General features: G+C 73.6%; 12 protein-coding genes and 1 pseudogene. 9 read left to right on the top strand and 4 right to left on the bottom strand.

The annotated features are described in order from the left end of the window. The first annotated feature begins 5 nt into the window (after window positions 1-5). Both ABTZ91_RS13710 and ABTZ91_RS13705 read left to right on the top strand, forming a co-directional pair. Window positions 6-1,346 carry a hemolysin family protein gene (locus tag ABTZ91_RS13710; RefSeq protein WP_352077332.1) on the top strand — a complete coding sequence of 447 codons (1,341 nt, stop codon included), beginning with the start codon at window positions 6-8 and terminating at the stop codon, window positions 1,344-1,346. Then, window positions 1,343-2,506 carry a CNNM domain-containing protein gene (locus ABTZ91_RS13705; RefSeq protein WP_352077331.1) on the top strand — a complete coding sequence of 388 codons (1,164 nt, stop codon included), beginning with the start codon at window positions 1,343-1,345 and terminating at the stop codon, window positions 2,504-2,506. Before ABTZ91_RS13710 ends, ABTZ91_RS13705 begins: the two co-directional genes overlap by 4 nt. A 221-nt stretch (window positions 2,507-2,727) precedes the next feature. On the opposite strand, the gene ABTZ91_RS13700 is transcribed toward ABTZ91_RS13705, so the two are convergent. Then, window positions 2,728-4,623, bottom strand: coding sequence for an AAA family ATPase (locus tag ABTZ91_RS13700; RefSeq protein WP_352077330.1), 1,896 nt, complete (start codon window positions 4,621-4,623; stop codon window positions 2,728-2,730). Window positions 4,624-4,931: 308 nt separating this feature from the next. Then, entirely contained in the window at window positions 4,932-5,561 is a 630-nt protein-coding gene (locus ABTZ91_RS13695) for a hypothetical protein (protein WP_352077329.1), read from the bottom strand. 185 nt (window positions 5,562-5,746) lie between these two features. On the opposite strand from ABTZ91_RS13695, the gene ABTZ91_RS13690 reads away from it, so the two are divergent. From ABTZ91_RS13690 to ABTZ91_RS13680, 3 genes are all read left to right on the top strand, one after another. After that, the gene (locus tag ABTZ91_RS13690) at window positions 5,747-7,153 is read left to right on the top strand and encodes a peptidase C39 family protein (protein ID WP_352077328.1); all 1,407 of its coding nucleotides are present in this window, start codon (window positions 5,747-5,749) and stop codon (window positions 7,151-7,153) included. Between the two features lie 73 nt (window positions 7,154-7,226). After that, on the top strand, window positions 7,227-7,373 hold the full coding sequence (locus ABTZ91_RS13685) for an SCO1431 family membrane protein (RefSeq protein ID WP_352077327.1): 147 nt from the start codon (window positions 7,227-7,229) through the stop codon (window positions 7,371-7,373). A gap of 174 nt (window positions 7,374-7,547) precedes the next feature. After that, window positions 7,548-8,720, top strand: coding sequence for an acyl-CoA dehydrogenase family protein (locus ABTZ91_RS13680; RefSeq protein WP_352077326.1), 1,173 nt, complete (start codon window positions 7,548-7,550; stop codon window positions 8,718-8,720). Here the strand turns inward: ABTZ91_RS13680 and ABTZ91_RS13675 are convergent. Beyond that, on the bottom strand, window positions 8,683-9,015 hold the full coding sequence (locus ABTZ91_RS13675) for a hypothetical protein (RefSeq protein ID WP_352077325.1): 333 nt from the start codon (window positions 9,013-9,015) through the stop codon (window positions 8,683-8,685). The genes ABTZ91_RS13680 and ABTZ91_RS13675 overlap by 38 nt on opposite strands. 330 nt (window positions 9,016-9,345) lie before the next feature. Here ABTZ91_RS13675 and ABTZ91_RS13670 point away from each other — a divergent pair. Further along, window positions 9,346-9,491: pseudogene (locus ABTZ91_RS13670) on the top strand (phosphotransferase family protein); the annotation flags it as partial. 9 nt (window positions 9,492-9,500) lie between these two features. Here the strand turns inward: ABTZ91_RS13670 and ABTZ91_RS13665 are convergent. Beyond that, entirely contained in the window at window positions 9,501-9,869 is a 369-nt protein-coding gene (locus ABTZ91_RS13665) for a hypothetical protein (protein ID WP_352077324.1), read from the bottom strand. 225 nt (window positions 9,870-10,094) lie between these two features. On the opposite strand from ABTZ91_RS13665, the gene ABTZ91_RS13660 reads away from it, so the two are divergent. From ABTZ91_RS13660 to ABTZ91_RS13650, 3 genes are all read left to right on the top strand, one after another. Continuing rightward, a complete protein-coding gene (locus ABTZ91_RS13660) occupies window positions 10,095-10,535 on the top strand; it encodes an Lrp/AsnC family transcriptional regulator (RefSeq protein WP_352077323.1) in 441 nt (146 codons plus the stop codon). Between the two features lie 67 nt (window positions 10,536-10,602). Then, window positions 10,603-12,213 carry an amidohydrolase gene (locus ABTZ91_RS13655; protein WP_352077322.1) on the top strand — a complete coding sequence of 537 codons (1,611 nt, stop codon included), beginning with the start codon at window positions 10,603-10,605 and terminating at the stop codon, window positions 12,211-12,213. Window positions 12,214-12,615: 402 nt separating this feature from the next. Then, entirely contained in the window at window positions 12,616-13,395 is a 780-nt protein-coding gene (locus tag ABTZ91_RS13650; RefSeq protein ID WP_352077321.1) for a polyprenol monophosphomannose synthase, read from the top strand. Window positions 13,396-13,512: the final 117 nt, after the last annotated feature.

The following is a 13,512-nucleotide window of genomic DNA, read 5'->3' as shown; positions in this document are numbered from 1 at the left end:
GCGGCATGATCGTCTCTCTGCTGCTGCTCGCCGCAGCCTTCCTCCTGATCCTCGCCAACGGCTTCTTCGTGGCCGCCGAGTTCGGCCTCGTGACCGTGGAACGCGCCGACGCCGAGCGCGCCGCCGCCGAAGGCGACCGCCGGGCCCGCGGCGTCGTCAGGGCGCTGCGCGAGCTGTCCTTCCAGCTCTCCGGCACCCAGCTCGGCATCACCCTCACCTCGCTCGTCACCGGCATGCTCGCCGAGCCCGCGCTCGCCCGGCTGCTCGACGGGCCGCTCACCGCGACCGGACTGCCCGCCGGGGCCGTCTCCGGCATAGCCGTGGTCGTCGGCATGCTGCTCGCGTCGGCCGTGCAGATGGTGGTCGGCGAACTCGTGCCCAAGAACTGGGCGGTCTCCCGGCCGCTCCAGGTGGCCCGGTTCGTCGCCGGACCGCAGCACGTCTTCGCCACCCTGTTCCGGCCCGTGATCACCCTGCTCAACACCGTCGCCAACCGGCTCGTCCGGCTGTTCGGCGTGGAACCGGCGGACGAGCTCGACTCGGTCCGCACACCGGGCGAGCTCGTCGCCCTCGCCCGCCACTCCGCGCGGGCCGGCGCCCTCGAACAGGACACCGCCGACCTCTTCGTACGGACGCTGTCCTTCGGCGGGCTCACCGCCGAGCAGCTCATGACCCCGCGGGTGAAGGTGAGCGCCCTGCAGTCGGACGCCACCGCGGCCGACGTCGTCAACCTCACCCGGGCCACCGGCCTGTCCCGGTTCCCGGTCTACCGCGAACGGATCGACGAGATCGTCGGCATGGTCCACCTCAAGGACGCCCTCGCCGTCGCCCCGCACGAGCGGCACCGCGTCCCCGTGGGCCGGATCGCCGTCCCGCCGCTGCTCGTCCCCGAGTCCCTGCCGGCCCGCACGCTCCTGGAGCGGCTGCGCCGGGAGCAGCCGATCGCCGTCGTCGTCGACGAGTACGGCGGCACCGCCGGGGTCGTCACGCTGGAGGACATCGTCGAGGAGCTCGTCGGCGAGGTCCGCGACGAGCACGACACGGCCGCCGACGAACGGCCCGAGCTGGCCGCCGTGCCCTCGGAGGACGGCTCGCAGAGCTGGGAGGCGGACGGCTCCTGCCGGGTGCACACCCTGCACCGGATAGGCCTCGACGTGCCCGAGGGGCCGTACGAGACGGTCGCCGGGCTCGTCGCCGATCTGCTCGGGCGCATCCCCGCCCCGGGCGACCGGGCCGAACTGCCCGGCTGGCGGCTCTCCGTGCGCCAGGTGGACCGCTACCGCGCCGAACGGGTGCGGATCACCCGCACCGCCCCGGTGCCGGTCACGGCGGAGGCGGCCCGATGAGTCTGCTCCCCCTGCTCTTCGCCGTCCTGCTGGTCCTCGCCAACGGCTTCTTCGTCGGCGCCGAGTTCGCGCTGGTCTCCGTGCGGCGCAGCCAGATCGAGCCGCTGGGCGGCAAACGGGCCCGCCAGGTCCTGTACGGCCTGGAGAACCTGCCGCAGATGATGGCCGCCGCCCAGTTCGGCATCACCGTCTGCTCGCTGACCCTCGGCGCGGTGGCCGAGCCGACCGTGGCCCGTCTGCTCGAACCCGTCTTCCACGCCGTGGGCGTGCCGGAGAGCCTGATCCATCCGCTCGGGTACGTGCTCGCGCTCGCCGCGGTGGTCTTCCTCCACCTGGTGATCGGCGAGATGGTCCCGAAGAACCTCGCCATGGCCGACCCCGAGCGGACCGCGCTGTGGCTCGCCCCCGCCCTCGTCGGCTTCGCCCGGCTCTGCCGGCCGGTGACCCGCGCGCTGGGCGCCTGTGCCCGGGTCGTCCTGCGGGCCTTCGGGGTCGAGCCGAAGGACGAGGTGGAGGCCGTCTTCACCAGCTCCCAGCTCGGCCGGCTCGTCGAGGACGCCGGCCAGGCCGGACTCCTCGACCCGGCCGAGCAGGAACGCCTGGAGGACGCCCTGGAGATGGGCACCCGCCCGGTGACGGACGTCCTCATCCCCTCGGCCTCGCTGGTGACGGTCTCCCCGTCCGTCACCCCGCGCGAGATCGAGGAGCTGACGGTCCGCACCGGCTACTCCCGCTTCCCGGTACGCGGCGAGGGCCGGAGCGGCGGCTTCATGGGCTTCGTGCACGTGAAGGACGTCCTCGACCTGGAGGAGGCGGAACGGGCGGTGCCGCAGCAGGTCTGGCGGCCGATGGCCACGCTCCGGGCCGAGCTGCCGCTGGACGACGCGCTCACGGTGATGCGCCGGGCCGCGACCCACCTGGCCCAGGTGGCGGACGCCTCGGGGCGGGTGCTCGGCCTCGTCGCCCTGGAGGACGTCCTGGAGACGCTGGTGGGCGAGGTCCGCGACCCGGCCCACCGGATGGTGTCGCCGCCACGGCCGACGCCGCGGTCCCAGGCTCCGCAGGGTCCGGCTCCGCAGGTCCAGGAACCGCAGCCGCAGTCGCCTCAGGCGCCGTCGCCGGCGCAGCCGTCGAGGCCGGCGGAGGCGCTGACGCGCTGAGCGGCGTGGGATCCCATATCCGATATCCAGGATCCGACCCGTGACCTGGATATCGGATCCTGGATCCGACCGTTGCCTGGATATCGGATCCTGGATCCGATCTGCGCTCGGTGGATCCGGTCCGTTGGTTCCTGGATCGTGGATCCGATCCGGGCACCGGTGGATCCGGTCCGTTGGATGCTGGATCCTGGATCCGATCTGCGGACCGGACCCCCCCCGCCTCAGATCCCCGGCGGTTCCTGCGGGCCCCGGTTCGCCGGACCGCGGCCCGACAGCACCTCCCCGTACGCCTGCATCAGATCCGGCAGCCGCAGCGTGGCGAGGTCCTCGCGGCTCGGGGTGCCCGGGTAGCCGGACAGCCGCAGATCGCGGTAGGCGCAGGACTTCTCATACAGGGTGCGCAGGAAGCGGCCGTTGCCGAGCTCGTCGATCCAGCCCTGCTCGACCACGTGCGCGCTGATCGAGCGCAGTTCCTCAAGGGCCTCCTCGTCCCAGCCGTCGCCGTTGGCGGCGGCGAGCACCTCACCGATCGCCGTGAGCTCGCGCGGGCGGTACGAGGGGAAGTCGACCCGGGTCGTGAAGCGGGAGGAGAGCCCGGGATTGGTGGCGAGGAGCCGGTCCATCCCCTCCGGGTAGCCGGCCAGGATCACCACCAGGTGGTCGCGGTTGTCCTCGGCGCGCTTCAGGAGGACCTGGAGGGCCTCGTCGCCGTAGGCGTCACCCTTGCTGTATCCGGTGTTGGAGAGCGAGTAGGCCTCGTCGACGAAGAGCACCCCGCCGACCGCCGAGTCGATCAGCTCGTTCGCCTTGACGGCGGTCTGCCCCAGGAACTCGCCGACCAGGTCGGCCCGCTGGGCCTCCACGAGATGGTCCCCGCCGAGCAGCCCGAGAGCGTAGAAGACCCGGCCGAGGATGCGGGCCACGGTGGTCTTCCCGGTGCCGGAGGGGCCGGAGAAGACAAAGTGACGTTTCGGCGGCTGGACCGGAAGACCCTGCCCCGCCCGCAGCCGGGCCATCTCCAGCTGTGCCGACAGCGCCTTCACCTGCCGTTTGACCGGCTCCATGCCGACCATCCGCTCCAGCTCGTCGAGCGCCTCGGCGAGCAGCGCCGGGTCCGTGGGGCTGGCCGGGAAGCGCGGTGGCACCGGCTGCCGCGGGACCGCGGCCTTCTGGCGCACCACGTCGGGCGGCTCCGGGGGAGCGGGTACGGGCGGCGGCACGGCCTCCGGCTTCAGGAGCAGGCCGTCACCGGCCGGGACCTCCGGGTCGGCGCGCTCGCCGTCCACCGTGTCCTGGCCGAGCCCGCCGTACATCGCGGGCGCCAGCCCCACCGGGTCGTCCGGCCCCTCGAAGCCGTCGTACTCGGCGATGGCCGCGAGCCGGGCCGCCGTGTCCATGAAGGACGGGTCGATCCGGTGCACCGCCCGGTACAGGGGCAGTGCGGCGGCGGTGCGGCCGGTGCCCTCGTGCGCCCGGGCCAGCCAGTAACGCAGCTCCTTGCGCTGCGGCTGCTCGCTGCGGCAGCGCATGAGCGCCGTCGCGAGGAGCGGCTCGGCCTGCCCGTACATCTCCAGACGCACCCGGGCCATGCCGCCGAAGAGCCCCGCCTCGATGCCGAGCATCGGATCGTCGACCAGCGGCTCGGTGTGCCGCACCAGCTGCTCCCAGTCCTTCACCAGATAGGAGCGGCAGGCGTGCAGGAAGCGGACCTGCGGGTCGGTGTCGACCGGCGGCAGGCCGGCGAGCGCCCGGTCGAGCTCGGGGACGTGGCGGCCGTCGAGCCAGTGCGAGGCGTGCGCGAGCAGCAGATCGCGCGGGCTCTCCAGCACCGGCTGCACCCACCAGCCCAGCCAGTACCAGGAGTTGAGATACCGGCGGTGCCGGGCCCGCTGCTCGCCGAACCTCTCGCGGTTGCGGTACATCCGCAGCAGGGCGGTCGTCGTGTCGACCCGCAGCGCGTGCAGACCGAGCCAGCCGTCGGCCATGCCGGGATCGATGCGCACCGCCGTACGGAACTCCTCCTCGGCCTGCGGATAGGCGCCCATCGTGTAGGCGTCGACTCCGCGTAGCCAGGCGAGCTCGGCGGGGGCATGCGTGCCCTGTGTGCCGAAGTCCATTCGGGTCCCCCACAACCGTCTACACGTGGACGGGAACTGACCGCACCGAGGGGCATCGTACCTGCGCAGGGGGTGCGTGAAGAGGGAGAAGGCACCGATCGGCCGTGATCGACGCGATCCGTCGCCGGCCCGCGCGTCGTGACCCTCGGTGAGCGCAAGGGCAGAACGAAGCCCCCGATCACGGGGGAACAACCGGGGGCTTCGCGTCCGCGGCGGTTTCCGAAGAGCCGCACATTCAGAACGTAAGACCTGTACGCCCCTTGGGTCAAGCCGAGTTGGGGCACTTGCGGAAGTGGACTTCCGGCTGCTCAGTTTGCGGCAGGGGAGTCATCACGTTGGGTGATGATCTGGTGCGGGCCTGCTGCCACAGAAGGCCCCGGGAGCCACTCGTACCCCTCGGCTCGCTCCCGTACCAACGTATCGGCGAACGGCCGTGAGGGGTCCGCCGCGAAATGGCGAGTCTCCGCCACCGTCCAGCCGTCCCAGAAGGAGGAGAGGGCGGGGCCGTCACGGCGCCGGCCGCGCGCCCAGGACTCCTCGGGGCCGCGCTCCATCCACAGCAGCGCCGCCAGGAACGGCCGCAGCTCCCGCCGCCCGGCCCCCACCCCCTCCACCAGCACCACCGGCGCCGGGGGCAGCTCCCTGGGCGGTCCGAAGACGCGCAGACTCCAGTCGTACGGGTGATACAACGCCGTCTCGCCCCGGGAGAGCGGCCCGATCACCTGGCCGAGCATCCGGCTCGTCCACGCGAAGAGCTCCGCGTGGGTGGCGAGGTCGTCGAGGTGCAGCACGGGGGCCCCGTCGAGCGCCGCGGAGAGCCGTGCGGCGAGCGTGGACTTGCCGGAACCCGCGTGACCGTCGACCGCGACGAGCCGCACCGGGCCGCAGGAGGGCGGCAGCCGGAGCAGGCGGGCGGCCACGCGGTCCAGGTCGTTCATGGCCCCAGGGTAGGCGAGCGGGCCGGAGCCGGACGCCGCAGGTCAGCGCCGCCCGCGATGCCATCGGTCGAGACCAATATTGCTCGGGCGGCACGCGTCGAATCGCTGGCAGAACGCGTCCGCGAGCCGCGATAGTGGGCGCGCAGCCCGTCCGTTCGCCACCACCGACTGGAGGGTCACCGCCCATGCCCCCTTCCCCCGCCCCGGCCCCCCGCAGAACCGTCCTCGCCGCCCTCGCGGCCGCCGCGGGCACGGCCGCGGCAGCGGCCACCGCAGCCCCCGCCGCCGCGCTGACGGGTGCCTGCCCCGACACCGCGGCCCGCCCCGACGAGGCCAGGGGCGGCCACGCCCCGGCGCCCGGCGGCCTGGTCGACAACCGCTTCTGGAACACGTACACCGACTGGCGCTGCGGCACCGCCGCCGGCACCCGGGCCGTCGCCGGCCACCGTCCCGGCCTGGTCATCGACACCCCCGCCGGACGCACCGACTACACCGACCCGCACACCGGCCGTACCACCGCCTGGGAGTACGCGGTGTGGACCTCGCCCCTCCACACCTCCGCCGTCCCCGCCACCGAGGTCGTCACCTCCTGGAACGCCCATACCCCGCCCGGCACCTGGCTCCAGGTCGAGCTGGCCGGCACCTACGGCGACGGCACCGCGACGCCGTGGTTCGTGATGGGCCGCTGGGCCGCCGGCGACACCGACATCCGCCGCACCTCGGTCGACGACCAGAGCGACGGCCGGGCCACCGTCTGGACCGACACCTTCGCCGTGGACGACCCGGCGAGCGGCCTGCGGCTCGTCTCGTACCGGCTGCGCCTCACCCTGTACCGCAGGCCCGGCACGACCCTCACCCCGGTGGTGTGGCGGCTCGGCGCGATGGCCTCGGACATCCCGGACCGCTTCACCGTGCCCGCCTCCGAGCCCGGCCTCGCCCACGAGCTGATCGTGCCGCGCTACTCGCAGAACACCCACATCGGCCAGTACCCGGAGTACGACAACGGCGGCGAGGCCTGGTGCAGCCCCACCTCCTCGCAGATGATCGTCGAGTACTGGGGCCGGCGGCCCTCGCCCGAGGACCTGGCCTGGGTGAACCCCGCCTTCGCCGACCCCCAGGTCTGCCACGCGGCCCGCTTCACCTACGACTACCAGTACGAGGGCTGCGGCAACTGGTCCTTCAACGCCGCCTACGCCGCCTCCTACCCCGACATGAACGCGGTCGTGACCCGCCTGCGCACGCTCACCGACCTGGAGACCCTGATCGGGGCCGGCATCCCGGCCATCACCTCCCAGTCCTTCCGCAAGGAGGAGCTGACCGGCGCGGGCTACGGCACCTCCGGCCACCTCATGACCGTGATCGGCTTCACCCCGGACGGCGACGTGATCGCCAACGACCCCGCCTCGCCGAGCAACGAGGCGGTCCGCCGGGTCTACCGGCGGCGCGAGTGGGAGAACATCTGGCTGCGCACCAAGCGGTACAACGCCAACGGCAAAGTGGTGTCCGGCACAGGTGGGGTCTGCTACCTCTTCTTCCCCGACCGGCCGACTCCCGCGCAGCGCAAGGCGCTTGCCGCCGTCGGGGTCCACTGACCCCTTCCCGGGCCCGGGGCCGGCGTGATCTGCGTCGCTGCCCCGCGCCCGGGCGGCTGGCAGGCTGAGCGCCATGACCGCGACCTCCCACGCCGCCGCCCGCGCCCGCGTCCGCACCGGCGGCCCGAAGACCGACGGACCGAAGGTCCTGGAACACCTCCTCGGCTGGACCCTGGTGGTGGTCCTGGCCATGTTCGTCACCCAGGCCGGCCTGATGTGACCGGGTAGGGGCCCCGCACGACCCGGACGAGCGCCGGTCCGTGAGCGGGCGCCGCCGAACGGGCATACTCCACCCGCCACCGCCGCCTGCCGCCCCCGCGTCCGACCGTCCCCGGGGCAGCATCGGGCGCAGTGCCCCGGCCCGAGGGGCCGCGAGAGGGAGGAGTGCGCCGCCATGTCCGACCGCGCCCCGCAGCCCGTGGAACGCCGGCTGCCCACCGAGGAGTCCCGGGAGCTGTTCGCCCTGGTCCGGGAGATCGCCGCGCGGGAGGTCGCGCCCCGCGCCGCCGAGGAGGAGGCCGCCGGCCGCTTCCCCCGCGAACTCTTCTCGCTGCTCTCGGCCTCGGGCCTGCTCGGGCTCCCGTACGACTCCGCGTACGGCGGCGGCGACCAGCCGTACACCGTCTACCTCCAGGTCCTGGAGGAGCTGGCCGCCGCCCGGCTCACCGTCGCCCTCGGGGTCAGCGTGCACAGCCTGTCCTGCCACGCCCTGGCCGCCTTCGGCACCGAGGAGCAGCGGGCCGCGCACCTGCCGGCGATGCTCGGCGGCGGTCTCCTCGGCGCGTACTGCCTCTCCGAGCCGTCCTCGGGCTCCGACGCGGCCGGCTTGCGCACCCGGGCGGTCCGGGACGGCGACGACTGGGTCCTCGACGGCACCAAGGCGTGGATCACCCACGGCGGGATCGCCGACTTCTACACCGTGATGGCCCGGACCGGCGAGGAGGGGCCGAAAGGGATCACGGCCTTCCTGGTGCCCGGCGACGCGCCGGGCCTGAGCGCCGCGGCGCCGGAACGGAAGATGGGGATGAAGGGCTCGCCCACCGCCCAGGTGCACCTCGACGGCGTCCGCGTCCCCGACGCGCGGCGGATCGGAGCGGAGGGGCAGGGCTTCCCGATCGCCCTGGCCGCCCTGGACTCGGGAAGGCTCGGCATCGCGGCCTGTGCGGTCGGCCTCGCGCAGGCGGCGCTGGACACGGCCGTCGGCTACGCGCGCGAGCGACGCCAGTTCGGCCGCCCGATCGCCGACTTCCAGGGGCTGCGCTTCCTGCTCGCCGACATGGCCACCCAGGTCGAGGCGGGCCGGGCCCTGTACCTGGAGGCGGCGCGGGTGCGCGACGAGGGCCTGCCGTTCGGCCGGCAGGCGGCGATGGCGAAGCTGTTCTGCTCGGACGCGGCGATGCGGGTCACGACGGACGCGGTGCAGGTGCTCGGCGGCTACGGCTACACCGCGGACTTCCCGGTCGAACGGTTTCTGCGCGAGGCGAAGATGCTCCAGATCGTCGAGGGCACGAATCAGATCCAGCGGGTGGTCATCGCGCGTCACCTTGCCGGACCAGAGTCCCGTTGACGCGTACGGTGCGGTCGGCCCAGACGGGACCGGCGGCGAGGCGGCTCCACTCCTGGTCGCGGTGGCCCGGCAGGGTCCTGCCGTGGCTGGCCCACAGGTGGAGCATCGCCGTGTAGATCGGAGGGTCGCCGAGGTGCGGGGCGGGAGCGGGCGCGTGGTGCGCCGTGGACGCGGTCGCGGGCCTCGCGGCGGCAGCGGGCCCCGGGGCGGCGCCTGCCGCCGGGACGGACGTGGCCGCGACGGTGGGCCCCGGGACCGGGGTGGGCACCGGCACCGCACGTACGGGGGGCGGCATCGGCGCGGAAACCTCGTGCTGAACCGATTCTTCAAAGGGCGGCCCGGACTGTCGATGCCGGCCGTATCCGCTGGGTGCCGTATACAGCGTGGTCATGCCGGGACCAACGCTTCGGCCCGCTCCCCGGTCACCGCCCGGGGCCGTCGCGCGGAAGTTCGAGGCGTCCCCGGCCACCCCCGACACCGCTCCCCGCCTGCACGCCTCTGGCCCTCGTACGCTACCTGACGCACCGTCAACTCCCGTGCCACCGCCCCGCCGCCACGGCGGCCGGCTCACCCTGGAGGGCCGCCGGCTTCGTCCAGGCCGGTCACCGCACGGGCGTGATCCGGGTACGCGGCGCTGCGGCACGCGATCGTCATGCTCCGGATCGCCTACCGCCAGGCGTACTTCGGCGCGGCGGAGGTGACGGAGAACCCGACGGCCCGATCCTGCACCACGCCGGCCTCGCGGCGATGGTGCAGGGGCGCTACCGGTGAGGGCGGGGCTCAGGCCGCGCGGCGCAGCTGCGCCCGCTTGATCGGCCGCGATCCCGGGCCGCCCACGTGCGAGAACGGCTGCGTCCGCCAGTCCAGGCCCTGGGGGAGCGTCAGGAGCAGGGCGGTGTCCTGCTCCTGGACCTCCAGGGTCTCGTCCGCGGGACGCGCGTCGGCGGCGGGCCGGCCGGTGCCGGTGCAGACCGTCAGGACGAAGGGGTTCCACGGCGTCGGGCAGAGCGCGTGCTCCGGCAGGACGTCCTCGTCCGCGAGCAGCGCGATCGGCTGCTCGCAGTCCGGGCAGATCACCCGGTACATCTCAAAGGTGTCGTACGCGTCGAGCTCGTCGGACGTGTCGACGGAATCAACAGGCTCCTGCATGGAGAATCTCCCCCTCGGAACGGGTCGGCCGGATCTGGGTGGCCTCGACCACAGCAAGCAATTCCCATACGGTCGACCGCATAACCGTGAGGTCACGCTCCAGCGCCCGCAAAACCTGTGGCGTTCGTCACATGCCGCTCGCAGGTGCCCCACGGATGCCCACACTCTGGGATGCGGCGCCCTCCCGACTGTGCCCCCGCCCCTCCAGGGCAATAGGGTCACCGCATGGAGGAGCTGGATCGTCAGATCGTCGAGTTGCTCGTCAGGGACGGGCGCATGAGCTACACCGACCTGGGCAAGGCCACCGGCCTGTCCACCTCGGCCGTACATCAGCGCGTCCGCCGCCTGGAGCAGCGCGGAGTCATCCGCGGCTACGCCGCCGTCGTCGACCCGGAGGCCGTCGGCCTGCCGCTGACCGCCTTCATCTCGGTGAAACCCTTCGACCCCAGCGCCCCCGACGACACCCCCGACCGGCTCGCCGACATCCCCGAGATCGAGGCCTGCCACAGCGTCGCGGGGGAGGAGAACTACATCCTCAAGGTGCGCGTCGCCACCCCCCTGGAGCTCGAGCACCTGCTCAGCCGCATCCGCTCCCAGGCCCACGTCTCCAGCCGCACCACGGTCGTCCTGTCCACCCCGTACGAGGCGAGACCGCCCCGCATCTAGGACCCGCACCGGCCGGGGCGCGGCCCCGGCGGACGAAGCGGGTCCCGGCAGGTCCTAGCCTGGTCGCATGAGCGCGTACGAACACCGCACCGTGCTGCTGCGCGGTGGAGAAGTCCACAGCCCCGCCGACCCCTTCGCCACCGCCATGGTCGTGGAGCGCGGACACGTCGCCTGGGTGGGCTCCGAGGGCGCGGCCGACGCCTTCGCGTCCGGCGTGGACGAGGTGGTCGACCTGGACGGCGCGCTCGTCACCCCGGCCTTCGTCGACGCCCATGTGCACACCACCGCCACCGGCCTCGCGCTCACCGGCCTCGACCTGTCCGCCGCCGCCTCCCTCACCGAGGCGGCCGACGCGATCCGTGCCTACGCCGCCGCCCGCCCCGCCGACCGCATCCTCATCGGCCACGGCTGGGACGCCGCCCGCTGGCCCGAGCGCCGCCCGCTCACCCGTACCGAGCTCGACGAACTCACCGGCGGCCGCCCGCTCTACCTCACCCGCATCGACGTCCACTCCGCCGTCGTCACCACCGCCCTGCTGGACCTCGTGCCCGGCGTCCGCGCGCTCACCGGCTTCCACGACGGGCAGCCCCTCACCGGCGACGCCCACCACGCCGTCCGCGCCGCCGCCTACGCCGCGCTCTCCCCCGGGCAGCGCACCGAGGCCCAGCGCGCCGCCCGGCGGCACGCCGCCTCCCTCGGCATCGGCACGCTGCACGAGTGCGGCGGCCCCGAGATCTCCTCCGAGGAGGACTTCACCGGCCTGCTCGACCTCGCCCGCAGCGAGCCCGGGCCCCGGGTCGTCGGCTACTGGGCCGACCTCGACGTCGAACGGGCCCGCGCTCTCGGCGCCCTCGGTGCGGCCGGCGACCTCTTCGCCGACGGCTCCCTCGGCTCCCACACCGCCTGCCTGCACGAGCCGTACGCCGACGGTGCCGGCGCCGGCGTCGCCCACCTCGACGCGGACGCCGTCGCCGCCCATGTCGTCGCCTGCACCGAGGCCGGTCTCCAGGCCGGTTTCCACGCCATCGGAGACGCCGCCGTCGACGCGGTCGTCGAAGGCGTCAGGGCCGCCTCCGAGAAGCTCGGCCTGGCCCGGATCAGGGCCGCCCGGCACCGCGTCGAGCACGCGGAGATGCTCAGCCCCGAGTCGATCGCCGCCTTCGCCGAGCTGGGCCTCACCGCCTCCGTGCAGCCGGCCTTCGACGCGTACTGGGGCGGCGAGGACGGCATGTACGCCGACCGCCTCGGTGCCGAGCGGGCCCGCACCCTCAACCCGTACGCCGCCCTGCTGCGCGCGGGCGTGCCGCTCGCCTTCGGCTCCGACAGCCCGGTCACCCCGCTCGACCCGTGGGGCACCGTGCGCGCCGCCGCCTTCCACCGCACGCCCGAGCACCGGATCTCCGTCCGCGCCGCCTTCACCGCCCACACCCGGGGCGGCTGGCGCGCGGTCGGCCGCGACGACGCGGGCACCCTGGTGCCCGGCGCGCCGGCCGACTACGCGATCTGGCGCACCGGGGAGCTGGTGGTCCAGGCGCCGGACGACCGGGTGGCCCGCTGGTCGACCGACCCCCGCTCCGGGACGCCCGGTCTGCCCGATCTGTCCCCCGGCGGCGAGCTGCCCGTCTGCCTGCGGACCGTGGTCCTGGGGCAGACGGTGTTCGTCCGGCCGAACGAGTGACGTACGACATTTCGTACCGCCGCTCGACTTCCGCCGGGCTCGCCCGCGACCTGCGGATCTGTCCCGTTGCTCTGCAGAGACGGTTCATCACCGCAGGTCAAACGGGTGTTGACAGCGGGCGGCCACCGGCCGGTAGGTTCGGCGCGTCCACCACGGACGTCCGACCGGTTTCAAACCTCCACGCAGGCACCGAACGCCGCCCGCGCCTCGGGGGCGAGGGAAGGTTTTTCCGGCGGAGGGTGCGACCCGGGTGGGGCCCCGGTGTTCAGTAGACAACGGCCTGGAGTCGATCCGCAGCCAGCGGGTCCCGGGTCGGCCCGAAGGACGCCGGGCCCCGATCCCGCACCCCGTGCGCGGGGCTCGCTATGGTGGGGGCTCGCGTATGTATCCGAAGGGGCAGTAGTGAACGACGGTGGCCAGAGGCGTTACGGCCCGCTCGGCAAGGCCTTGGTGATCATCCCCACGTACAACGAGGCGGAGAACATCAAGCCGATCGTCTCGCGGGTACGGGAGGCCGTACCCGAGGCGCACATCCTCGTCGCCGACGACAACAGCCCCGACGGCACGGGCAAGTTCGCCGACGAGCTCGCCGCCGAGGACGACCACGTCCACGTGCTGCACCGCAAGGGCAAGGAGGGCCTCGGCGCCGCCTATCTCGCGGGCTTCCGCTGGGGCATGGAGCACGGCTACGACGTGCTGGTCGAAATGGACGCCGACGGCTCCCACCAGCCCGAGGAGCTGCCGCGGCTGCTCACCGCCCTCAAGGGCGCGGACCTGGTGCTCGGCTCCCGCTGGGTGCCCGGCGGCCGGATCGTGAACTGGCCGAAGTCCCGGGAGTTCATCTCCCGCGGCGGCAGCCTCTACTCGCGCCTCATGCTCGACGTCCCGATCCGCGACGTCACCGGCGGCTACCGGGCCTTCCGCAAGGAGACCCTGGAGGGCCTCGGCCTCGACGACGTCGCCTCGGCCGGCTACTGCTTCCAGGTCGACCTCGCCCGCCGCGCGGTCGCCGCCGGCTTCCACGTGGTCGAGGTGCCCATCACCTTCGTGGAGCGCGAGATCGGCGACTCCAAGATGAGCCGCGACATCCTCGTCGAGGCACTGTGGCGGGTCACCGGCTGGGGTCTGACGGCCCGGGCGCAGAAGGTCGGCAAACTGCTCGGGCGCAAGCCCTCGCACTGACCGCAGGGGCGCTCGTGGGGCGGGCCGTGCCGGCTCGCTCGGGCTGGCCGTGCAGGCTTGGTCGGGCTGAGCGCACCGGCTCGCTCGGGCCGAGCGAGGAGGGCGCTTTCGGGCTGA

Source organism: Streptomyces sp. NPDC126499, from assembly GCF_040302485.1.
Taxonomy (GTDB): Bacteria; Actinomycetota; Actinomycetes; order Streptomycetales; family Streptomycetaceae; genus Streptomyces.
The sequence above is the reverse complement of the archived record's forward strand: the minus strand, read 5'-3'. Positions and strand labels throughout refer to the sequence as shown.